General features: G+C 44.7%; 21 protein-coding genes. 10 read left to right on the forward strand and 11 right to left on the reverse strand.

Annotated features, from left to right (window positions below):
* The 4 genes from CLV98_RS23380 to CLV98_RS05915 form a co-directional block, all read right to left on the reverse strand.
* The coding region (locus tag CLV98_RS23380) for a PQQ-binding-like beta-propeller repeat protein (protein WP_158281200.1) at positions 1–894 on the reverse strand (894 nt) is incomplete at its 3' end.
* A gap of 169 nt (positions 895–1,063) precedes the next feature.
* Positions 1,064–2,338, reverse strand: a complete 1,275-nt coding sequence (locus CLV98_RS05905) for an outer membrane protein assembly factor BamB family protein (protein ID WP_158281201.1) — start codon at positions 2,336–2,338, stop codon at positions 1,064–1,066.
* Between the two features lie 14 nt (positions 2,339–2,352).
* Positions 2,353–3,756, reverse strand: coding sequence for an esterase/lipase family protein (locus tag CLV98_RS05910; RefSeq protein ID WP_109673372.1), 1,404 nt, complete (start codon positions 3,754–3,756; stop codon positions 2,353–2,355).
* A gap of 4 nt (positions 3,757–3,760) precedes the next feature.
* On the reverse strand, positions 3,761–4,870 hold the full coding sequence (locus tag CLV98_RS05915; protein WP_109673373.1) for a T9SS type A sorting domain-containing protein: 1,110 nt from the start codon (positions 4,868–4,870) through the stop codon (positions 3,761–3,763).
* 412 nt (positions 4,871–5,282) lie between these two features.
* On the opposite strand from CLV98_RS05915, the gene corA reads away from it, so the two are divergent.
* The 3 genes from corA to CLV98_RS05930 all read left to right on the forward strand — a co-directional run bounded on the left by corA (position 5,283) and on the right by CLV98_RS05930 (position 10,044).
* Complete coding sequence (corA, locus tag CLV98_RS05920; RefSeq protein ID WP_109673374.1) at positions 5,283–6,227, forward strand: magnesium/cobalt transporter CorA; 945 nt, start codon at positions 5,283–5,285, stop codon at positions 6,225–6,227.
* 467 nt (positions 6,228–6,694) lie between these two features.
* Complete coding sequence (locus CLV98_RS05925; RefSeq protein WP_109673572.1) at positions 6,695–8,206, forward strand: sulfatase family protein; 1,512 nt, start codon at positions 6,695–6,697, stop codon at positions 8,204–8,206.
* Positions 8,207–8,220: 14 nt separating this feature from the next.
* Positions 8,221–10,044, forward strand: a complete 1,824-nt coding sequence (locus CLV98_RS05930) for a sulfatase-like hydrolase/transferase (RefSeq protein WP_109673375.1) — start codon at positions 8,221–8,223, stop codon at positions 10,042–10,044.
* 184 nt (positions 10,045–10,228) lie between these two features.
* Here CLV98_RS05930 and CLV98_RS05935 read toward each other — a convergent pair whose 3' ends face one another.
* Positions 10,229–11,116: a glycosyl transferase gene (locus tag CLV98_RS05935; protein ID WP_109673573.1), complete on the reverse strand. Its 888-nt coding sequence runs from the start codon at positions 11,114–11,116 to the stop codon at positions 10,229–10,231.
* Between the two features lie 208 nt (positions 11,117–11,324).
* Here CLV98_RS05935 and CLV98_RS05940 point away from each other — a divergent pair, with 208 nt between their 5' ends.
* Positions 11,325–12,332, forward strand: a complete 1,008-nt coding sequence (locus tag CLV98_RS05940) for a ribonucleoside-diphosphate reductase small subunit (RefSeq protein WP_109673376.1) — start codon at positions 11,325–11,327, stop codon at positions 12,330–12,332.
* A gap of 28 nt (positions 12,333–12,360) precedes the next feature.
* Here the strand turns inward: CLV98_RS05940 and CLV98_RS05945 are convergent, their stop codons facing one another.
* Positions 12,361–12,825 carry a regulatory protein RecX gene (locus CLV98_RS05945; protein WP_109673377.1) on the reverse strand — a complete coding sequence of 155 codons (465 nt, stop codon included), beginning with the start codon at positions 12,823–12,825 and terminating at the stop codon, positions 12,361–12,363.
* Between the two features lie 142 nt (positions 12,826–12,967).
* On the opposite strand from CLV98_RS05945, the gene CLV98_RS05950 reads away from it, so the two are divergent.
* Positions 12,968–13,762 carry a metallophosphoesterase family protein gene (locus CLV98_RS05950; RefSeq protein ID WP_229203238.1) on the forward strand — a complete coding sequence of 265 codons (795 nt, stop codon included), beginning with the start codon at positions 12,968–12,970 and terminating at the stop codon, positions 13,760–13,762.
* An 81-nt stretch (positions 13,763–13,843) separates the two neighbouring features.
* On the opposite strand, the gene tyrS is transcribed toward CLV98_RS05950, so the two are convergent.
* The 3 genes from tyrS to CLV98_RS05965 all read right to left on the reverse strand — a co-directional run bounded on the left by tyrS (position 13,844) and on the right by CLV98_RS05965 (position 17,068).
* Complete coding sequence (gene tyrS / locus CLV98_RS05955; protein WP_109673379.1) at positions 13,844–15,145, reverse strand: tyrosine--tRNA ligase; 1,302 nt, start codon at positions 15,143–15,145, stop codon at positions 13,844–13,846.
* A 169-nt stretch (positions 15,146–15,314) separates the two neighbouring features.
* Positions 15,315–16,550, reverse strand: coding sequence for an S-adenosylmethionine:tRNA ribosyltransferase-isomerase (locus tag CLV98_RS05960; RefSeq protein ID WP_109673574.1), 1,236 nt, complete (start codon positions 16,548–16,550; stop codon positions 15,315–15,317).
* 5 nt (positions 16,551–16,555) lie between these two features.
* On the reverse strand, positions 16,556–17,068 hold the full coding sequence (locus tag CLV98_RS05965; protein ID WP_109673380.1) for a hypothetical protein: 513 nt from the start codon (positions 17,066–17,068) through the stop codon (positions 16,556–16,558).
* Between the two features lie 333 nt (positions 17,069–17,401).
* On the opposite strand from CLV98_RS05965, the gene CLV98_RS05970 reads away from it, so the two are divergent.
* The 5 genes from CLV98_RS05970 (at position 17,402) to CLV98_RS05990 (ending at position 21,910) form a co-directional block, all read left to right on the forward strand.
* The gene (locus tag CLV98_RS05970) at positions 17,402–17,953 is read left to right on the forward strand and encodes a cob(I)yrinic acid a,c-diamide adenosyltransferase (RefSeq protein WP_109673381.1); all 552 of its coding nucleotides are present in this window, start codon (positions 17,402–17,404) and stop codon (positions 17,951–17,953) included.
* A gap of 156 nt (positions 17,954–18,109) precedes the next feature.
* Positions 18,110–19,177 (forward strand): branched-chain amino acid aminotransferase, encoded by a 1,068-nt coding sequence (locus tag CLV98_RS05975; RefSeq protein ID WP_109673382.1) that lies wholly within the window; start codon positions 18,110–18,112, stop codon positions 19,175–19,177.
* Between the two features lie 143 nt (positions 19,178–19,320).
* Positions 19,321–19,836, forward strand: a complete 516-nt coding sequence (locus tag CLV98_RS05980; RefSeq protein WP_109673383.1) for a cupin domain-containing protein — start codon at positions 19,321–19,323, stop codon at positions 19,834–19,836.
* 118 nt (positions 19,837–19,954) lie between these two features.
* Positions 19,955–20,407, forward strand: a complete 453-nt coding sequence (locus tag CLV98_RS05985) for a GNAT family N-acetyltransferase (RefSeq protein ID WP_109673384.1) — start codon at positions 19,955–19,957, stop codon at positions 20,405–20,407.
* Positions 20,408–20,827: 420 nt separating this feature from the next.
* A complete protein-coding gene (locus CLV98_RS05990) occupies positions 20,828–21,910 on the forward strand; it encodes an AI-2E family transporter (protein WP_109673575.1) in 1,083 nt (360 codons plus the stop codon).
* 84 nt (positions 21,911–21,994) lie between these two features.
* On the opposite strand, the gene CLV98_RS05995 is transcribed toward CLV98_RS05990, so the two are convergent.
* On the reverse strand, positions 21,995–23,287 hold the full coding sequence (locus CLV98_RS05995; protein WP_109673385.1) for an ABC1 kinase family protein: 1,293 nt from the start codon (positions 23,285–23,287) through the stop codon (positions 21,995–21,997).
* Between the two features lie 2 nt (positions 23,288–23,289).
* Positions 23,290–23,961, reverse strand: a complete 672-nt coding sequence (locus CLV98_RS06000; protein WP_109673386.1) for a TetR family transcriptional regulator C-terminal domain-containing protein — start codon at positions 23,959–23,961, stop codon at positions 23,290–23,292.
* Between the last annotated feature and the right edge of the window lie 104 nt (positions 23,962–24,065).

Consider the following 24,065-nt stretch of genomic DNA (forward strand, 5'->3'; position numbering starts at 1 on the left):
ATAGTCGTCAAAACTTTGCCGCCATATAAGCTTACCGGTAAAAGGATCGAGGCAGTAAATATCAAATGCTCCTGCATAATACAATTTATTGTTTTCGATCAAGATGGGATTGGCAGAACCCATGGTGTATCTATCCAGACTGTCTACACGCCACATAATTTCCTTTTTAGAAATATTAAATGCCACCATATCTGCTCGATTATGTGAATCAATTTGGCTGTATTTCCTGATTTGAAAGGTAGCTATAGTATCATTTTCATGCATATATAGCACAGGAGGGTCAAATAGGCCAATGAAATTATTGTCTTCAAGTTCTGTATACAATAATCTTTCTTTCCCCGTATCTATATCGACCTCAAACAGATATCTTCTATGGACAGAGCCCCCGCTCCTTGAGGAAATATATACCTTATTTCCAAAACCACTTAAAAAAGAATTGACATTACCTTTATTTTCGACGCCTGCAAACTTGTTTTCCCATATTAAGTCACCCTGATAGGTGTAACTATACAAAGTTCTTCCGTCGGAATAAATGAACTTATTCTTCAAAAGAAGAAAGTCACTAAATGACGGAAAGCCGTAAAAAACCCATTTACCATTGGGTACATCAGGCCTTATCTCCCAAAGTTCGTGAATATTGTTCCCGTCAAACTCAAAAAATCCAGCTTTTACCTCCTTGTCATAATCGCTTACATATTTGTAAATGTAATGGCCATTTTCAGAAAAGAAACGTGCTGCCCCATAAGACGAATCCTTGGAGATAATTTTCTGCCATACCACTTTTAATGTAGTGTCGCACAAGGGATTGGTCCATTCATAGGTCGGATATAACGGCAAGTCAAAATCATTTTTGCAGCTGAAAAGTGCAGCTGCAAAAATGATGATGGTGTTCATTTTTATGGAATGAAACATGGCTAATTGGAGTCTAGTTTAAAAAAAGGATCATACAGGCCATCAAACAATTCTCTGGATCTATACTTTAGCTCCGGCAAATTCCTTTCCTTGATTTATTACCTGACCTTAGTTTGCGGATGCAATTCTCAGAAATCTCTAATTTGATTTACTAATCATACCCCGGAAGCTTGAGGCACTGAACAAAAAACTTATCGCAGATATAAAGCAAATTGGTTTCGGGGTTAATAACGAAACTATATAAACCAAAGCCCGCTCTGTTGTCTATACATTGATTAGGAGCCTTGGCCTTCCATTTTAGCAAACCAGTACGGCTGTCGAGGCATTCAAGGGTTCCTTTACCAGAGCTTGACATAATAAGGTCGCCTTTATATAACTCAATCTGCAAGCTACCGGTACCAACTCCTCTGTTTTCCCAAATTATTGCACCTGTTTCCTTATCCAGTAGGGCGATTTCCTCGTGTTCGGACTTTGTTACTAAACCGTTTTCCAATAGCAACATACTTGTATGATTAAATTCATAATGATAATTATCGAAAGCCTGCCTCCAGATCAGCTTTCCTGAGACGGCATCAAGACAGTAAATATCAAAGGCTCCAGCATAATACATTTTATTGTTCTCGATCAGAATCGGGTTGGCAGAACCCCTAGCGTACCTGTCCAGACTATCTTTTCGCCACAGAATTTTGTTTTTAGAAATATTAAATGCCACCAAATCCGATCTATTATGTGCATCTACCTGGCTGTAAGTTCTGATTTGAAAAGTGGCGATGGTATCACTTTCGATTATATACGTAGTCGGTGGATCAAATGTACCAATCATATTATTCTCCATTGGTTCTGTATATAATAATCTTTCAAGCCCCGTTTCGATATCAATCTCAAACAAATATCTTTTATGATTAGAACCATTCCTTTGTGACGCCATATACACTTTATTTCCAAAGCCACTTATAGAGGAGTTACCATTGCCTTTGTTTTCAACTCCACCAAATTTGTTTTTCCAAATCAAATCACCTTGAAACGAGTAACAATATACCGTTGCCACGTCTGTATAAATGAACTTATTTTGCAAAAGAACAAAGTCTCTAAATGATGAGTACAATTTAAAAACCCGTTTGTCATTTGGAATATCTGGCTCTATCTTCCAGAGTTCGCGAATGTTGTTATCATCAAACTCAAAAAAACCACCTTTAATTTTCTTATCATAATCTCCAGTATATTGGTAAATGTACCGGCCATTGTCAGATAAGAAACGCGCCTCACCATAACTTGAGTCTTTTGAAATTATTTTCTGCCATACTACCTTTAAAGTAGTGTCACATACAGGTTTTGACCATTCGTAAGGCGGAAGAGGCTTAATATCATAACCCTTATTGCAGCCAATAAAAGCGGCTGCAATGATAATGAGAAGGTCAATTTTCAATAGCATGCACATGATTAATAAGTAATTTCAAAAAATTGACTAAAAGTACCTCTAAACAACAAATCGGATTGCGTTTTTAACTCCGGCGAATTCCTCTCCTGCATGTGTGAATTATTAGTTAGTTCTACCTGATTGTTTAGACTAACACCAGGGAACGCCTTTTGCGATTCTACCAACACTACGCCATCGGAGGGTTTTATGGGATTATCTGTGGTAGTTACCGTGTAGGTGTTGGTTAAAGTATAACCCGAAATCTCAGGACACGGCTGAGCAGACGAGGTATATGGATATCCTTCGCCAATAGGCGTATAGTAGCAGGTGTTGGTAGTAGTTGTGGTAAAGGTAGCCGATCCGATAACCTCCAGCCATTTGCTATTAATGTTTTGAAGAAAATTTATAGCATCTTCCAATGCAGCAATTCTATCCAGGTAAGGCTGCCTCCCAACACACCCAAAAAAAGGAAATGTATTGTACCAAGAGCAATGACTGGAAAGTGCGTTCATCTCACTTTGGCGTGCCGCCTGATAATCCATCAGGATATTTTGTCCATCTGTAACGCCTTGACTATCATTTGAAGCGCCAAATGTTGATTCCGAATTTGGGTCGTTCCTGAAATAATGCAGCACCCGCCAAAACACATCACTTGGGTCTTTAACGCCGTAAAAAGCAACCTTTTGGATATTTGATGTATTGTTTTGATGAAATGTGTTTAAGGCATTTAATTCAGAAGAACCAACCATATACGAATTGGCAACCTCAGATTTGAAATGCCCTGCAACAATGTCCACTACACTAAAACGATCAGCATCATTAGGTACCACAAAATTACAAAGTGAATTGGAGAAATTCTCGCTGAGTCGTTTTGCGATAGGCCATAGTAATCCTTTTAAAAGTGGTGTTTGTCCTAATACACCCTGAATTTCAACTTTTAAGAGCTTATTGCAAGTACTATTTGCCAAAGGGAAAAGCTTGGAATCCCTGTTGTTAATAATTTGAGCTCCACCGTGAGACGAGCCAATGGTAACAATCCCTCCAAATGTCCTGGTGTTTCCACTATTTTGTATCAATTGATCTACTTTCCTCGAAACGATACCTCCTTGGCTGTGTGCAATAATAAAGCTATTGGCTCCATAGCTAGCTGCGTTTGGCTTTGTGAAAATTTGTTCTTTCACTCGATCGGCACATGCCTGCAAGCTATATTGCTGCCCATCCGAATAGATTATATCGCTGAACACATTGGCTTTTCGGGATGGATAACCCGGTGCACCATAACTAATAGCACCTGCAAAATCAGTAAATGAAAAACTATTACCACCTAAACCATGGACAAAGTACAGGTTTTTGGTATACTGGGCATTCACATTGGTGGAAAATCCAGCAATTGAAAAAAATATGACAAAGTATATTGAATTTTTCATGAGTTTATTTTTTAATAAATTGTTGACTAATAGTACCTGTAGAATGACTTAGAATCACTGAATAGACTCCTGGAGTCAACTTACTTATATCTAGTTTTATGACACCGTTCTCCTGTCCCAAAATCACAGTGGATACATTTAAACCAAAAGAATTTACGATATTAATACCGCCGATTTTTAGGCTACCAGCATATTGTGCAGTAATCTCGGTAACACCTGGGTTCGGGTATAAAGTCAAATCTTTGACTGTTGGCTCCCCATCATTAAGCTTTTCAGGTTCGCTGGCTGTGTTTTCTTCAAAGACTCTTTTGCCATCCAATTCATAATTCTCGTAGCGGATGTACTTGGTTAGATAAATATTGGCGTATGAAGAATGTTCTGTTTTAAGCCTTTCGAACATTTTCAATGCCTTTGGTTCATTTTTGGTTATTTGCCGTAAATATGTATCCTCACTTTTTATCTCATGATTTTTTGAGTCAATTACCCTTATTTTAACGACATTATTGTTTCTGCTAATTTCGGTTTCTTCTGTTGATCCAAAATCCAAATAAGTACCGTCTACATTAGTTTTGATTGGTCTTTTTATGACAACATTTCCATCTGGTAATTTCTTAAAAGAGGCATTTTGGGCTTTTGCTTCCAAACTGATCAGCTCAGGGTCAGGAAGATTAAAAAAATCTAATTGATTTCCGTTGTTCCTGATATTTTTATCTATTTGTTTCTTGATCTCTTCTGGGTGTTGCCTTTCAAATATCAATTCACCCTTAGAATTGTAAATTTTAGTACCATCATTATCTGTAATAATTTTTTTGGAATCTGGGTACCAAGATTCAGTTGAGTTTGCCACAAGGTACTCTTTCGTTTCACGAAAATAATCGCCATCTATTGCTTTTGTAATTTTATACACCTCCCTGGTCGGTCTCATTCCAATAAGATCCTGTGAATTCACGTTTTTTAGAAGGTCTTTATTACTCACTTCGTATTGTGTGTCCTCAATTACTGTATACGTCATCACTTTTTGAGCAACGATGGGTATGGACAGTAACATGGAGATAAAAACAACCGAACCTAAGAGAACAGCTGTTTTCGGGGGTAGCGAAATTATTGTTTTCATAGTGATGTGTTTATTTTTCAACGTAAATACATTACTAAAATAATTAAACAACCAATCAAACCCAAATTATTCCACTACTATTTTACCAAATAATTGTACAATTTTGACACACTAAATTAGTAACTCTAATTCACATTAAAAGGGTTGCACCCATCCAAATTCTAGCCCGACACTCAGAGGTGGTCAATAGGCCCCCGTTTTCCTCAATTGAAGGGAATAGTAACGACATTAACGAAGGCATCTAAATACCCCACTTACCCGATCTTGAGGCCTCAGCTTCGGGCAGAGGATACTCCCAGGCCTACGACTACTTAAAAAAAATATCCCCTCATTTCTGATCCACTGGTGCCTCTCGAGCAGAATATTTCCTGTTCTGCTTTTCACAATGATTCTTTTTCACCAATTTTAAAAAATGGTTAGAATATTCTATAAGGATGGACGGATGGTACGCAAAGAGGATAACCTCCGTGCCCTGGGACAGGTCAAAAATCTGTTATGGGTCGATCTGCAATCCCCCAGTATGGAGGAAGAGGAATGGGTGGAAAGTCAATGTGAAATCAGCTTTCAAACCCCACAAGAAATCGTAGAGATTGAAAGCAGCTCCCGTTTTTTCGAACAAAACGATACCATCAACGCCAATTCCAATTTCCTAAGAATAGACAAAGACAGTTATGAGACCTATCCGGTTTCTTTTCTGCTACATCAAGGCGTGTTGTTTACCTACCGCCGTGGCGACTCTCAAACCTTCGCCGACACCGTAAAGAAAATGAAGGTAAGTCCCCACACCTTTCAGTCGGGGGTCGATTTTATGCTGATGCTCCTAGAAACCCGCATAGAAGCCGATGCCGATTCGCTGGAAGCTATTTCGAAAGATATTTCCACCATTAGTAAATCCCTGGCCCATGAACAAAAGGCCCGCCAGGAGGTGTTGATCCGGATCAGTGGGCTACAGGAAATTACGATGATGCTCCGAGAAACGAGTATCGATAAGCAAAGGGTATTGTCGGGAGTGTTGCGCAGCCTAAATTTCCCCGAAAACAGGAAGGAGCATCTAAGAATTATATTAAAGGACATCAACTCCCTTTTGGAATATACCACCTTCAATTTCGAAAGGCTCGAGTATCTTCAAAACACGTTTATGGGTCTTATTAACCTGGAACAAAGCCAGGTGATCAAAATTTTTACGGTAGTGACCATTATCTTTATGCCACCGACGCTCATCGCCGGTATTTTTGGCATGAACTACCAGCGCCTGCCCACTTCTAATTCGCCCTATGGGTTCTGGATCTCCCTGTTGCTCATGATAGGATCTTCACTTACCGTGCTCTGGTTCTTTAGACGAAAACGATGGATATAGCGGGTCGGTAAAACCTTACACCCTTCCTAAAAAGCGCATCAATCGGGCCTACTCCCTCACTCACTAAGGTGGATATATTCGCACTGGTTGGGCTTACCATGGCCTATTATTCCGACTTTATCTTACAGACTCTTCGTCCCAAAAAACTGATCAGCAACTGAAGGTTGGATTAAAAATTATGCATCAACAATAGATATTCTAATTATTCAATTTTATCTTGCATATCTATTATCTTCTTAAAACACGTTTAATTCCGCTAGCTAAGTAATCAATCGTTGTGAAAGCTACTCCCGATCCTGCCATTGACACTTCTTTAATATAAATAACTAATATATCTATTTTGAAGGCCCCTAGATCGACAGGCTCTGTACGGTTTATCGTACGGTGACAATTAATGTGTCACTTTCAAAAAGCTTATTTACTCCAAGAAATAGTTATTCAGCATGACTAACCACTTCCTCAAAAAAATGATCCATCCTAAATTATCCATCAAAAAGGGCCTGTACCAGTTATGGGCCCGGCTAATCCCCTCACGTCAACTGGCCGCTTGTTGCTGGATAGGCTTGCTGGCTTCACTGCCAGGATACAGCCAACAAGCCCCAGAAAGCCCCCCAAATATCATCTTCATAATTGCCGATGATGTGAATTGGGATGATATAGGAGCCTATGGCAACAAAAAAGTCAAGACCCCCCACCTCGACCAACTGGCGAGTGGGGGAATGATTTTCAATAATATGTTCCTTACTGCCAGTTCGTGTAGCCCTAGCCGCACCAGCATTCTGACGGGTAGATATCCCCATAATACAGGAGCCGCCGAGCTCCATACCCCCCTCCCCGAGCACCTGACCTTTTTCCCCGAGCGCTTAAAAGAAAATGGTTACTTCACCGCTCTGGCAGGAAAATGGCACGAAGGCCCCGCTACGCGTAGGGCATACGATACGCTGTTGGTCAACAAAAAAGCCAACGGAGAAGGTGGTGAAGGCCAATGGCTCAACCTACTCCAGAACCGTCCAAAACAAAAACCCTTTTTCTTCTGGTTCTCCTCCTTCGATGCCCACAGGCCATGGTCCAGCCAGACAGAGGGCTACCAGCACCGGTACGACAAGGACATTGAAGTCCCTGAAAACCTGTTAGACTCGGAGGCAACGCGAAAGGACCTCGCCCTTTATTATAATGAAATAGGCCGTCTGGATCATTATGTAGGCCAGATCGTGCAGGAGCTGGAAAAGCAGGGGATAACAGAAAACACCCTCATCGTTTTTATGTCGGACAATGGCCGGCCGTTCCCGGGAAGCAAAACGCGCTTATACGACACGGGCCTAAAAACCCCCTTTATCGTCAAATGGCCACGGATGGTTAAAACGGGCCAGTCCTGCCAGAGCCTGGTGAGCAGCGTCGACCTAGCCGCTACCTTCCTCGACCTAGCCTCCATAGCCAAGCCCACTACCGTGCAGGGTGTTAGTTTCAAAAAACTGCTCACCAACCCATCGGCCGACTTTAGAGACTATGCCTTTGGCGAGCATAATTGGCACGACTACTCGGCCTACGAACGGTCGGTCAGGACGAAGGAGGGCTACTTGTATCTGATCAATAAAAGGCCAACATTGACCAATGGTGGACCCATAGATGCCAACCAGAGCCCTGCCGCAAACGACCTGAAAAGCGCTAACAACCTCAACGCCTATCAAAAGGATGTTTTTCTGCAACCCAGAGCCACCGAAGAATTCTTCGATGGCTCTAAGGACCCCTTGAACAAGATCAACCTAATCGGCAAAAAAGAGTATCGGACTCAAATCGATCGCTTAAGGTCTGTAATGAAACAATGGCAAATGGAAACAGGCGATACCGTACCCGACCAACTCACCCCAGACTGGTACGATCGGGAGACGGGCAAGCCCCTACCTGCCAAAGGAACTAGGGGCCAAATGCCCGGAGCTGCCCTGAACGCTTCAAAAATAAATCAACCCGGCCCATTTTAAATAAATTTCGACCCATGAAATTATACACTTTAGTAGGTATCTGCACCCTTATTTTAGCTCTCAGTCAATGCAAACCCCAGGAGGAAAAACCCAATATTCTCTGGATAGTCAGTGAGGACAACAGCCCTTTGCTTGGGTGCTACGGCGACTCCTTCGCGACGACCCCAGTCCTCGATCACCTGGCTCAGGAGGGCGTACTGTATTCCAATGCCTTTGCCACCGCACCGGTATGTGCTCCCTCGCGCTCCACGCTGATCACCGGGATGTACCCCCCGTCCTTAGGTACCGAAAATATGCGTAGTACCTATCCCATTCCGGACTATGTGAAATTTTATCCTAAATACCTGAAAGAGGCAGGATATTACACCACCAATAATTCAAAAAAAGATTATAACACCACCGATCAACCAGAGGCATGGGACGAGTCTGGTCCTGAGGCTACCTATCTGAATCGCCCAGCAGACCAGCCTTTCTTTGCGATTTTCAATTTGGGTGTCAGCCACGAAAGCTCGGTACATGAGTCTATTGCCGACGACCAACTAAAGCATGACCCCAAACGCGTCCCCATTCCACCGTACCACCCCCGAACTCCCGAAATGGAACATGATTGGGCCCAGTATTACGACAAAGTCCAAAATATGGATACCCAAGTTGGGGAAATATTGGAGGAACTCACCAAACAAGGTCTGGACGAAAACACCATCGTATTCTATTATAGCGACCATGGAGGCGTACTAGGTAGAAGTAAGAGATTTATGTACGAATCGGGATTAAAAATTCCGTTGATCGTCCGATTCCCCAAAAAATATGCCCATCTGGCTCCAGATAAGCCTGGTAGCAAGACCGATCGAATCGTTACTTTCCTGGATTTCGCCCCTACCCTTCTCAGCCTGGTAGGAGTTCAAATTCCTGATTATATGCAAGGGACGGCGTTTTTAGGGAAGCAAGCCGGTACACCCCGCGAATACGCTCATGCGTTTCGGGGGAGAATGGACGAACGCATCGATTTATCGCGCTCGGTGCGTAATAAGCAATATAGATATATCCGGAATTATATGCCTCATAAAATTTATGGTCAATACCTCGAATATCTATGGAAGGCCCCTTCTTTGGGCTCATGTAAAAGAGAATATGATGCTGGTCGACTGAACGATATTCAAAGCAAATTTTGGCAAACCAAACCCGCTGAAGAGCTCTTTGATATCGAGAAAGATCCGCATAATGTGCATAATCTGGCAGAAGATCCTGAATATGCGGAGGTCCTGAATACGATGCGCCAGGCCAACCACGACTGGGTCATCGAGAGCAACGACATCGGGTTTATGCCAGAAGGTATGCTCTCCAAAATCTCGGAACAATCGGCCCCTATGGACTACAAACAAAAGGGTAATTATGATATAAAACGCGTGCTCGAAACGGCAGAAATGGCTTCGTCTCAGAAAGCGGAGCAAATAGATGAAATCGTAAAACGACTCAGCGATCCGGATCCCGTAGTACGCTATTGGGCCGTAATAGGCACTATTGTCCTCAATAAGCAAGCTTCTAAGGCCAAAGAACCTTTAAAACAATTATTACAGGATCAAGAGATAACCGTGCGGATTGCCGCTGCCGAGTCCTTATACCAGCAGGGAGAGAAGGCGGTAGTTTACCCCGTGCTCAAAGAGGCCCTGACAAGCCCTATTTCGATGGTGCGGGTACAAGCGCTGAATGTATTGGAACTAATGGGCGAAGAGGCTAAGCCCGTTTTAAAGGATATTGAAGCACTTTTAAAAGGCAATCAAAAGGACTCTGATTACGATATGAGAGCCGCCAATAGGATAATAGGCCTGCTGAAATAAAAAATGACCGATTCATGGCCCAAACGCGTGTGTGTGCTTACTCCCAAGGAGTAGGCACCCCATGCCATTGGGTATTATGTCTAAAACCCTCTTTATGGAGGATCACCCCTAGGAACCTATTTATAAGGATTTTAGCTGGACCGATCGACGAACTATTTAGGCTCCACGGTATTGCTCCTATCCATTATTTCAGGATCCTATAATTCCTAAATTCAAAGAGTCGACGTCCTGTTTTCTTTTCAAACCAGTACAGCAAGGCATTTTTGAGTTTAAACTTCTTGCGGCTGATATCCAGCTCCACCTTCCAGTTCTGCCGCTCGATCCTTTCCTTCATGACGCTGGGATGAGTTCCTTCAAACTCCTTTAGAGAATCGAAGGCCCCATAGTCGAAGACATCATCGGACTGCAGCTCCTTTTCCCATGCTTCACCTTCCTTCCAGAACCTGCTGACATTTTTTATTTTGGTCTTCATCTGTACGGGACTCTTCACCCAGCCATAATGGTAGATCGCCGCCCCGCAGTGTTTCACGTTCAGTTTCTCCTTACCGCGCCGAAACCCTTGGGCATCCCTATAGGCCGATATCTTAGAATCCTTAGGCGTTTTCTCATTTCTAATAATGCGTATCTCCCGGCGGTACCACTTGCGGCTATCGCCATAATGACCGTAGGTTCCATAAAAATGCAGGTAGTCGAACAGCAGTCCTTCCACACGCTCATCGGCAACATATTGCGCGCAGGCTTGCCTAATTTGCTCATGGTATTGTTCGTGAACTGCCTCGTCGGCCTGGATATAAAACGCCCAGTCGGCCTCAGGGTCGATCTGCGCCAAGACCTTGTCGGTTTCTACCGCCAGCACTTGCCCCCCTTTGCGCAGGCTCATGTCCCACTCCGACTCTACGATACGAATTTTGTCGGAAGCTATTCCTTGGATCAAACTCATGGTATCATCATCACTTTTACCGACGCTGACCAGCATCTCATCGACAACAGGCAAAATGGACTGTATGGCCTCTACGATGGGGTAGTCGTTTAGGATGGCATTGCGAATGATGGTAAAACCAGAAATCTTCAAAATATAGGCATTTAGTGGACCGAATGGGGCAAAGTTACTGTTTTTTAAACATAACAACAGGGCTCCTTTCAGTTTCCATAGAATTGGCCAATTCTACTTGAAATTACGCGGTAAAGGGCGTAGATTTGTCGCCCTTTCTATAGGAATGGCCTATCGGCTTACTGCCCAAAAACGGGCTATCACTCACCGATAAATTCAACAAAAAGCTATGACTCAAAATATTAATAAAAAACTATTGCCCGAACCATTGCTGCAGGAAGATCCCATGCGGTTTGTATTATTCCCCATCAAGCATAACGACATCTGGGAAATGTACAAGCGCCATGAGGCTTCGTTTTGGACGGCCGAAGAGATCGACCTTTCTCAAGATCAAAAAGATTGGGAGAATCTTAACGATGGAGAGCGTCATTTTATCTCTCATGTGCTGGCTTTTTTCGCAGCATCGGACGGCATCGTCAATGAAAATTTGGCCGTTAATTTCCTTAGCGAAGTGCAATACGCCGAAGCCAAATGTTTCTATGGCTTTCAGATCGCCATGGAAAACATCCACTCTGAGACTTATTCGCTGCTGATCGACACGTACATCAAGGATAACGTCGAGAAAGACCGGTTGCTACGTGCCATGGACACGATTCCTTGCGTTCAAAAGAAAGCAGAATGGGCACTTAAATGGATTAACAGCCCCGTTTTCGCCGAAAGAATTATCGCCTTTGCCGCAGTAGAAGGGATTTTCTTTTCAGGATCTTTCTGCTCTATTTATTGGCTCAAAAAGAGAGGGCTCATGCCAGGACTGTCGTTTTCAAATGAGCTAATCTCCCGCGACGAAGGTCTGCATTGCGAATTTGCCTGCTTGCTTTATACCCGCCATATCGTCAATCAGCTGGACCCTGAGCGTGTTAAGGAGATCATGACCGATGCCGTTAAGATAGAACAAGAGTTCGTTACCGACGCCCTGCCCGTATCGTTGATAGGGATGAACGCCGCATTAATGAACCAATACATCGAATACATTGCCGACTTTTGGCTGGAACGCCTGGGCTGTGAAAAGGTTTATGGCTCATCGAACCCCTTCGACTTTATGGAACTTATTTCCTTACCCGGAAAAACCAACTTCTTCGAAAAAAGGGTAGGTGAATACCAAAAAGCCGGTGTGATGAGTGGGGTGAAAGACAAAGAATCGGGTGGACATAAAATATCTTTTGAAGAGGACTTCTGATCTTACAAGGAGCGTCGTAGGCCAAGCCCTATGACGCTCCAAAGATATCTTCCAAAATTTTCCACACCAGTTCCGACTCATAGCCCTTGCCAATGGCAAAACGGGCCAGTTTTTGTTTGAGCTTGAATCGATCGGTCTCGCGTAGTTCTAATTGTTTCTTTTTCTTGGCCAGCATGCTTCCCAGCTCTTCGGCATAGGCCTGGTCTTCTATTTCGTTCATCCCCTGCCCTATACTGTACTCACTGAGGCCCCTGCGCTGCAGCTCCTGTCGTATTTTACGTCGTCCCCAGCCCTTTACTCGGAATTTCCCTCCGGCATAGGACTTCGCAAATCGCTCCTCATTTAAATAATTCTGTGAGATGAGCTCGGCAATCAGCTCATCCGCTTCCTCACCCCACACATTCCACTGCCGGAGCCGCTGCCTTACCTCCTCATGAGTTCGCTCTTGATAAGCACAATACATGGCCGCTTTCTGCAAAATAAGCCTGTCCATAATAGTCGTCCAACGTTAATAATTCTTAAAATCATTGCAAGAATAAGGAAATAATCTATCCAAAACCTATATTTTTGGTTTGTAATGTATACCGTTCACCCCGCCAGACGAATAGACCATGACTTTTAAACGAAGAACCTTTTTGAAATCCGTACCCGCTTTGACAGGCCTTGGGCTCATGTCCGACGTCTACGCCGAATCGCCTACCACCGCCAAAAATATACTCCGGGTTATCATTGCCTCTGATGGGCATTATGGCCAACCTAATACTGAATTTCAGGAGTTCCATGATGATCTAATTGGCTGGATCAACCGAGAGAAACTACAAAAAGGAGTCGACTTTACCATATTCAATGGGGATTTGGTTCACGATGACCCTACCTTGCTCTACGACCTAAAGACTACCCTAGGCAAGCTTCAAGTCCCCTACTATGTTACCAGAGGCAACCACGACAAGGTAGCCCAGGATGTATGGAAGAGTACTTGGGGGTATAATACCAACCATAGCTTTGTAAAAGGCCGTTACGCCTTTATATTGGGGGATACCTCCAACGAAAAAGGGGAATATCTGTGCACGGATCCCGAATGGCTTAAAAGTGAAGTCGCCAAGCATTCCGATAAAAAAGGGATCTTTGTCTTCTTGCACATTACGCCCGTAAAATGGACCAACCACGGAATTATTTGTCAGGAGATCACCGATCTTCTTGAAAACACACCGAATGTCAAAGCCATTTTTCACGGGCACGATCACGACCAGGACGGCACGAAGATGCTTGGAAAAAAGCCTTATTTCTTCGATGGCCACTTCGGAGGGAGCTGGGGTACCAGCTATAAAGGGTATCGCGTCCTAGAGATTTTCGAAGATGATACCTGGACCTGCTACCAATACAACCCTACAGCGGCTCCCATTTTGAATAGCTTTTCTGGAAAAAGCTAATCGATCACACCCATATTACGAAAAAGTCGATGGCTAGTGAATATACTTACCATCGACTTTTTCTTAGATGCTCCCTATATATTAGGCAATGCGTATCAAATGGTTTTTCTTCCCTTTGGATATCAAAATGAAGCGTCCTTGTAACAGTGATTCGTCTGAAAGGGCTTGGTCGGCTTGTTGCACCTTCTCCTTATTGACGCTCACGGCATTCTGCTGGATCGCCCGGCGCGCCTCTCCTTTTGAACTGTATATCTCCCCAGCGGTAACCGTCGACACCAAGTCGAGCACAGAAGCACAAGCTTCCCAATCGGCCCGGGAGATGGTGGACTGAGGCACCCCGTCGAAAATAGTATCGAACTCGTCTAATTCTATCCGTTGCAGGGTCGCCAAGGTAGCCTTTCCAAAGAGCACTTCGGAGGCCTTGATCACCAACTGATAGGCTTTTTCTGAATGTATGCGGATGGTAAGCTCTTCGGCAAGGGCCTTTTGCATGGCCCGTAGATGTGGCGCCTCGGCATGCTCTGCTTCCAAAGCCTCTATTTCTTCCTTGCTCTTCAGGGAAAATACGCGTAACAATCTAGGACAATCGGTATCACTCTGCCCTATCCAGAACTGGTAAAATTCGTAAGGGGTAGTACGGGAGGCATCCAACCATATATTACCGCCTTCGCTCTTTCCAAACTTGGAGCCATCCGACTTGGTAATAAGCGGTGTGGTGAGGGCATAGGCTTTAAAATACCCTTCCTCATCGCCTTCCTTCCGGCGGATTATTTCAGTACCGGTGGTGATATTCCCCCACTGGTCCGACCCGCCCATCTGTAGGCGTACATTATGATGCTTATATAAATGATAAAAATCGTAACCCTGCAATAACTGGTAGGAGAACTCGGTAAAAGAGATTCCTGTTTCCAGCCTTTTCTTTACGGAGTCCTTAGACATCATATAATTAACACTCAAATACTTACCTGCTTCTCTAAGGAACTGCAGGAAGCCCATCTCTTTAAACCAGTCGTAATTATTGACCATTTGCGCCGAGTTGGCGCCACAGTCGAAGTCCAGGAATTGTTCCAGTTGTTTTTTGATCCCCGCTTGGTTGAGTCGGAGGGTATCTTCATCGAGAAAAGATCTTTCGGAGGCCTTGAAAGAGGGGTCGCCGATCATCCCGGTGGCACCACCCACTAGCGCTACGGGCTTATGGCCTGCTCTTTGCAAATGCACCAGCAACATCACCGTGGCCAGGTTACCAATATGCAACGAATCGGCCGTGGGATCGAAGCCTATATAACCCGTTGTCATTTCCTTTTGAAGTTGTTCATCGGTGCCGGGCATCATGTCGTGCAACATCCCTCTCCAGCGTAGCTCTTCTATAAAATTCGGCTTCATGCGTAACTATATGGTTGTATTTCAAAAATCGAAACGCAAAGGTAAGCCATATTCATAAAGTACGCCCATGCCCATCCCGGAAAAAACATAGAATCGACAACCGAATATCACCGGATACCCTGCCTAGCTCCTGCTGGTTGCCAGCCTGGTCGGTCACCATGAAGAGGGTTTAGGCTTCTTTGGCCCATAACAGAGAGGAATCTCCATAGCTCAAAAATCGATATCCATGCTCTAGCGCCTCGGCATATAAGTCGCGCCACGACTCCCCAATGAGGGCGGCTATCAACAATAACAGGGTGGATCCTGGCTGATGAAAATTCGTCACCAACCCCTTACATAGCTGAAAACGATAGCCAGGAAAAATAAAGATTTCGGTCTCACCTACTATTTCCTCAACTCCTTGCGCCTGCATCCAGCTGAGTATGGCCTCAAGGGCCTGCTCCGCGGAAGGCAACTCTTCCTCAAGAAGGGCGTATGGATACAGCTTTTCGATCATAAAGACCGTGGTCTCCTTTCTGAACAACTTCACACCAAACCAATAGAGGCTTTCTAATGAACGCATCGAAGTGGTACCCACCGGGACGATACACCCGGTATGGTCGAGCAAATCTTGGATGGTTTGTCGAGTAAAAACCACCTGTTCCGAATGCATTCGGTGTTCGGTGACGGTATCTACCTTAATAGGCTGAAAGGTACCCGCTCCCACATGCAAGGTCAGATGGGTTTTGTGAATGGTATTTTGTTCCAAAGCCTTTAGGACTGGCTCCGTAAAATGCAGGCCAGCAGTAGGTGCCGCCACGGCCCCATCCTGCCGTGCATATACGGTTTGATAGGCAAGGGTGTCGCTGGCTTCCGATTTGCGGTGCAGGTAAGGAGGCAGGGGGATTTCACCAAGCGCACGCACAATATCCAGAAATACATGCTCACTATCCCATTGCAAGCGTACCAAGTTGTTCTCATAATCGGCATAATCCGCTACGAGCCGGATGCGTTCTCCATCGATCAGTACTTGGGTTTCTAAGGTATCTTGGGCTTTCCAGCGTTTCTTGTTGCCAATCATACAAGCCCATACACAGCCCCCCTTCACCAGCATGGCCTCATTGATGATGCGGGAAGGAAATTCTGGATGCAACAGCAACAATTCGATGGTAGCGCCCGTAGGCTTCCTAAAATAGGCCCTCGCCGGGATTACCTTGGTATCGTTAAATACCAGCAGCGTTTCTGCGGGTAACTGGCCAGGCAAGCTCGTAAATTGCAGATGCGATATCTGCCGCTGGTTATAGACCAACAACTTAGATTGATCCCTTTCGGCCAATGGATACTTGGCCACCCGTTCGTCGGGCAGGTCATACACATAATCCGACAACCTAATGCGCTCTGCCCTTTCGAGCCATTTCTCCTTCATTCCCATTAAATCGTTTCGTCGGGCACCGTAGCCTTAAGCATCCTTAGTGGAAGCAAGAAAACAAGGAGCATCAAAGCGACACTTAAATAAAACACCCAAGAAAAATCAAATACATCGAGCTTATATTGTTCCGAATTGATGGTGGCTACGGCCATGAGTGAGACCCCCGTGATGGTGTTGATGGCCCCCATTAAGGCATTTAGCCAATTCGCCACCAGCTCGTTCAACACCGGCCGATTCTGCGCCCAGGCCTTACGGTTGGGAATAGGCAAATACGCTGCATCAATAAAAGGGATTTGCTTGGTCAAGCGGGAAATCAATACATTATTGACAAGAAATATCCCCATGACGATATAAAAGATACTTTCCTTGCCGATGTATAACTCGGCTACACCCGTATTAGAAAAATCGACGGCTACCATTTCGGGAAAAACCGAATAGGTCCATAACAAAGAACCTACCAAAAAAACAATGGACATCCATCGCCAAACCTTAAAACCAAATGTTGTTATTTTCATGACTTACGTAGCCTGTTCAGGCATTGCTGTTTCTGCATTCTAAATTTGGCGCAAAATTAGGCCTCAACAGTTCCAAAACCTAATGGTTTACAGATCGATTGTTAAAACAATATTTTTAATGTCTATTTTCCATCCTATGCCAAAGTGCGGCAACCCGATGGTCCAATCACTCCCCGGCAGCCTCCCTGCCCCATAGCGGCTCAAGCACTACCCCATATCCCCTTGCCAGGAGTCTGGCGCCTATTGCCTATATTTGAACCTAAAATAATTGCTTTAGCACCAAAATTAAGCGTATTTATCCCCGTACCACCATTTGAATCTTTTTAGCTTAGTATGAAAATATATACCAAAACCGGAGACCAGGGAACAACTTCCTTAATAGGGGGCACCCGATTGAGCAAGGCCCATATCCGAATAGAAGCCTATGGAACCGTCGACGAACTAAATGCCTATATAGGACTGCTCCGCGACCAACCCGTAAATGAAAAGCGAAAAGAACTGCTGAAAGAAATCCAAGACCGCCTCTTCACGATTGGCTCCCACCTGGCCTCAGAACCCGACCAACAAAAGAAGGTCCTTCCCGACTTGTTGGAGGACGACCTCGTATTACTAGAGAAGGAAATGGACCTGATCGATAGCCAAGTCCCAAAGCTGCGCGCTTTTGTGCTTCCAGGTGGCCATAGCTCGGTATCCTTTGGCCACGTGGCCCGAACGGTTTGCCGGCGGGCAGAGCGGGCAGTAATTTTACTAAAACAGCAAGAAGAGGTTGCCGAAATTGTCATACGCTATCTCAACCGCCTTTCCGACTTCCTATTTATGCTTTGTCGCAGCATGACCCACGAGCTTGGGTCCGAAGAAGTGCAATGGAAACCACGAATAGCATAAAAAAATAATTGCCATACTAAACATCTATTATATATCATTTTAAATTTTTAACTTGCCATACTATTTTATAAGATAGTATCGATGGATGTTTAAGTCTAGAATTATTCCCAGATTTTTCATCATCCTAACAACCTATACCATTAAAACTCAGGCCATATGACAGCCGACACCTTGCAAATAGACATACAGCAGACGACAACATCTCGTTTGCAACAAGTAGATTTTTCCAACCTTGTTTTTGGACGTGACATTTCGGACCATATGTACATCGCCGAATACCGGGACGGTCAATGGCAAAATATGCGCATAGTCCCCTACGGCGACCTTGCCCTAAGTCCAGCCACCGCTGCCTTACATTATGGGCAGGCCATCTTCGAAGGGATGAAAGCCTATAAAAACGATTCAGGAGAAGTACTTCTCTTCCGGGCGATCGACAACTGGAAAAGACTCAACAAATCGGCCGAAAGAATGTGTATGCCTACCATTCCTGAGGAGGTTTTTATGAATGGACTTACCGAACTGATCAAATTAGATGCAGGCTGGGTACCTAATACGCCAGGTTGTTCCCTATACATTAGGCCATATATGTTTGCCACCGACCCCTACATCGGTGTAAAACCATCTGAGAGCTATTATTTTATTATTTTCACCAGCCCAGTAGGTACCTATTATGCCAAGCCGCCAAGGGTGAAGATAGAAACACGCTACATTCGGGCGGCTGAAGGCGGTGTAGGTGGCACCAAATGTGCCGGTAATTATGGGGGTTCTTTATATCCTGCCAAGCTAGCACAACAGGAAGGCTACGACCAACTGATATGGACCGACGCCCGCGAGCATGCCTATATAGAAGAATCAGGAACGATGAATATCATGTTTATGATGGATGGTAAGCTCGTTACTCCGGCCGTATCCGAAACGACCCTCGATGGCATCACCCGCCGGAGCATCATTGCTGTGGCTAAGCACTGGGGCATAGAGGTAGAGGAAAGAAGAGTGACCGTAAAAGAAGTGGTAGAAGCACTCAAAAATGGCACCCTGGAATCGGCTTTTGGAGCCGGTACAGCAGTGGTCATTTCGCCATTTGCCACCATCGCCTACGAAGGAGTGGACTATGCACTTCCCGAAGTTACGGACGAGTCCTTTGTTACCAAAGTTAAAAACTTCGTTACAGACATACGGGTAGGTAATACCCCTGACATATTCGGTTGGACGTTAAAAGTCTAGACCTTTCTGATGGATTGTTAGCCCCTTTCTTTTTTGGAGAGGGGCTTTTTTGGTTCCATACCCCTCCTGCAGTCTATTTATTTAGGCGTTATTTTATTTTTATCTTAATTTTGACCATTCATCGAATCTCAACTTAGCAATTCATGTCTCTAACATTCCCTACCCATACCGCCAAAGAAACTGTATTTGAAGGCGTCCAAAAATTTATCGACGAACAGGGCTTCACCGTAGTAGCCAAAGATCATAGTCGCCCATGGGGAGGCTTTTTCGTGTTGGATGAGGCCCAAGCTCCATCCTTTATCAAGACCTTCTTCCCACACCTTTCCTTAGAAGACTTTGCTGGGTATGAAAAACTAAGTCCCAAAATACTGGTTGTTGCACCCAACAAAAGACTCTCATGGCAATACCACCACCGCCGTGCCGAAATATGGAAGGTCATTGGTGGAAATGCGGGGATCGTCATTAGCGATACCGACGAGGAAACCCCTCTACAACAGCTCCCGATTGGTACCGTTATCGATCTTAAAAAAGGGGAGCGCCACCGTCTGGTTGGCGTAGACGTATGGGGTATCGTAGCCGAAATCTGGCAACATACCGACCCCAGCCACCCATCCGACGAGGACGATATCGTAAGGGTACAAGATGACTTCGGTCGTTGATCATCGCCCCCCCCACTGTTACCAACGAATAGAAGCAGTCCGGTAGATTTGGCTGCCTCTATTCGTTCTTTTTTAGCTAGTATAATCGATTGACAAGCACCCATTGGTACCAAACCTTATGATTACCATCAAGCGGACTCATAGCGAAGACCCCGATTTCCCTTTCCTTACCAACCTGCTCGACCAAGCCCTATGCGACCTGTACAATACCCGCCAGGAAGACTATGCCGACTATAACCGCATTACGGACTTACCCACCGTGGTACTGGCTTACGACGGCACTGAGCCCATAGGCTGTGGTTGTTTTAAAATCCATGATTCCGAAAATATAGAAATAAAAAGGATGTATGTTCTCCCCCAATACAGGGGACGGGGTCTTGCCCGTACTTTATTGAAAGAACTGGAACAATGGGCACTGAGCCTGGGATATAAGCGCTCCATTTTGGAAACCGGAAAAAAACAGACTGAAGCCATAGCGCTGTATACCCACTTGGGCTATGAGCCTATAGCCGGCTACAACGCCTACGATGCCCTCGAGATCAGTACCTGCTTCGCCAAATCGCTAATATAGGCTTTTCCGCACCTACCTGATGCGACTCCCCCCCCCGTCTACGCTATACCATCCAGCTTGTCGGGTAGGCCATCGCAAGCGATGCGTTCATCGAGTACATTCAGATATTGCTAATTGATGCCCGCCGCCAAGCCCGATACATCGGCGCTTGAATAGGTGCCCCACACCTTGTTTCCCGCTTCTAACTACTGTTTGGCAAGCTTTTTGCCAATTCCTGATGAAGCCCCAATGACCAAATAATTTTTCAAGGATCAATATTGTTAATGGTAGAGAATTTTGGAAAGACTACATTTGGCCCATCTATGAGCCAGACTCCTCTTTATCCAACAAAATCATGCCTAGAAAGCGTACTCAGTAAGGCCTTATTTTCAACCATTCACCGTAAATTCTATGGGCGACCTATCAGAAAAAAACGAATATATGATGAGCGTCTACCGCTCTTTGGTAGTCATCGCCATTTTGATTGGCGGTATTTATGTAGGTCAGGATATCATTGTCCCCCTTGCTCTGGCCTTTCTTTTGGCGGTATTACTACGGCCAGTCGAAGCATTTTTTATTAGGCTAGGCCTTCCCAAGGTATTGGCTATCAGCCTCGCGGTGTTTTTGGCCGCCCTCTTATTGGCGGGCCTCATTTTCCTGCTATCCATTCAGATCGCCGATTTCTCTAACCAGTGGCCCAAGCTCAAAAAAAATATAAATGAGGCCTATAACGATGGACGCCGCTGGGTGCGCCGCGAATATCGGCTCAGCTTCTGGCAACAAGACCAGTACATCAAAAAAGCCCAAACCCAGACGATAGAAAACCTTCAGAAATCGGAAGCACTAGGATCTATCACAGGCTCTCTCAGTACCTTGGTTTTATTGCCTATCTATGTTTTCTTAATGCTCTACTACCGAAGCATGTTCATTCGGTTCTCTATTGTGCTATTTACCGACAAACACAAATGTAAGGTGCTGGAGATTTTGGGACAGATCAAGACGATCGTCCAGAGCTATATGGTAGGCCTGCTGCTGGAAACCGCAGCCGTGGCCACCCTCAACTCCATTGGCCTATTGCTGCTCAATGTACAATATGCCATCCTGCTAGGGGTAATGGCCGCCATACTCAACTTGGTACCCTATATAGGAGGACTCGTCGCTACAGCCCTAGCCGTACTCGTTACTTTTATGAATCATCCCGACGGACTAACCGTCCTGGGAGTCGTAGGGGTATTTGTGCTGGTACAGCTCATCGACAACAACTTCTTAGTACCCATGATCGTGGGATCAAAAGTAAGAATCAACGCCTTAGCCTCGATCGTCGGCGTATTGGTTGGGGGTGCTATGGCTGGCTTGTCGGGTATGTTTCTTTCTATACCGGCCATTGCCATACTCAAAGCCATCTGCGACCGCGTCGACCACCTGCACGCATGGGGAATCTTGCTAGGAGACGAGTCGCCAGACGACAACTATAAAAAACTAAAAAAGAGCCTCGAAAGCGATCAGCTTAGTGAGACTCCCTAGCTTTTAGGAAAACTGAAATTGTGAATTTTTATGGAGGTTATAATGCATCATAACCTCCATAAAAATATCCCGGCACCATATCGCTTACTGCTGGGTATGAACCTGCGCCTTCAAATCGTGAAGTAGGCTAAACAATCCAAAAAACGTGCGATTGATATAAATAAAATGCTTGGAGCCCCTGTTCATATTCATCTTCCGCAATTCGGCGTCATTGGCATATTTCTCCCCGATCTCGGCGAGCTTATTGAAAAAACTTTCATCCGAAAAATCAAAAGATTCCCGTTGAAAGGGCTGAGTAAGCAGGGATAATATTTGATAAAAAAGCTCCGAAAAATAGGCCCTTTGGGCAGGCGTATCGCTATCCAAAAGAATTTCTAACTCGGTAAGTTTCTGATGGTATATTTCAGTATTATTTAGTTTCTCAGGATCTACCAACTCAAAGTATGGCTTGTAGAAGTCCTCAGGAATTTGTTTCATACACCCAAAATCTATGGCGATAAGATTGGCCTGCTCATCGACCAAAAAATTTCCCGGATGCGGATCGGCATGTACCTTACGTAAAACATGAACCTGGTGCATATAAAAATCCCATAATGCCTGACCTATCTTATTGGCCACATCCTGAGATGGAATAGAACGGCAGAATTCAGACAAATGCTTTCCATCCATCCAGTCCATAGAAATGACGCGCTCACAAGAAAACTCCGGATAATAAGTCGGAAACTTCAGATGGGGAATATGGGCACAGGACTTAGCCACTTCGGCACTCTGCGCTATTTCTAGATAATAATCGGTTTCTTCTACCAGTTTCGACTCTACTTCGTTAAAATATTTCTCGGAGTCCTTGGCCTGAATATTGAACATTCTCATGGCAATAGGCTTCACCATGGCCAAGTCGGACCCTATGCTTTCGGCTACACCAGGGTACTGAATCTTAACGGCCAGGGCTTTCCCGTCTTTGGTAGCCCGGTGCACCTGCCCTATGCTGGCCGCGTTAATGGCATTGGCATCGAAGGTATCGAAAAGTTCCTTTGGTGACTTTCCGAAGTACCGTCGAAAGGTTTTCTCCACCAGGGGGGCCGACAAGGGAGGAACCGAAAACTGAGAAAGGGAAAATTTCTCTACATAAGCCTGAGGCAGAAAATTCTTCTCCATACTCAGCATCTGTGCCAATTTCAAAGCACTCCCTTTTAAGTTTTTCAGGCCATCATATATATCACCGGCATTGGCGTTATTCAAATTTTCGAGGGCGGTATCGGGGCTGGTGATCTTTTGCCCATAGTATTTCAAATAATTCCCTCCAATTTTAACCCCTGTAGAAAGGATTTTGGAGGCTCTTTGTATTTTGGAAGTCGGTATTCTGTCAATGGTTTCCATACTCACCTGATCTTTTCTTTGAACAAAAATTTACCAAGATCGATCACACTCTCTAGAGGAGTGACATCGAATAGGTCGAAGGTGACCCTGATAGACTTTTCAATGAATAGGTCCGTTTTTTCAAAAGCAGGAGATTGGTCGTCCAACCAGAACTTCAGCGTTACCATCAGCTGCACCCAGGCACCCTCATTGAGTGCGTCCTGTTGTATCTTTTTCACTCTTTCATTCTTGGACTCGAGGTACCCTTCACTAATTAAGGCGATAAAGCCTTTGAATTCTGAACGTAGCTCCTTAAGCTTCATCAACCCATCCAGCCTATTTTTCTCTCCATTCAAGGCAAATACTACATAACTCCGGTTAGCGGTTAAAATCTCGAAGAAGGTATAATAATAGGTAAGGAGCTTCTCCCTGAAGCCCATGGTAGCCAACGCCTCGCCATCGGCCATCAGTCCCATAGCCATTTGGTGAAACCGTAAAAAGACCTGTCTTTCAATAGCCTCCAAAGAGGCATAAAAAGAATAAAACTCCTTTTCTGCAAATCCATTCAGTTTTGCAAATTGATACACAGACTCAGGCTTCTTACCGTTATCGAGACAGTAAGTCATAAATAAATTGGAAATATGCTCAGCCGACAATGGTTGTGCCGTCTTTACTTCTTTTGTCCTTGTTGCCATAAGTATAATTGGTTAATCAACGATTTTAGAACTTCAAATTGAGCTCAACTCCTATTCAGTTGCATAGAGTAGCATGAATTTAGAACAACAATTTCGTTGAAATC

The organism is Dyadobacter jejuensis, assembly GCF_003149085.1.
Classification (GTDB): Bacteria; Bacteroidota; Bacteroidia; order Cytophagales; family Spirosomataceae; genus Dyadobacter; species Dyadobacter jejuensis.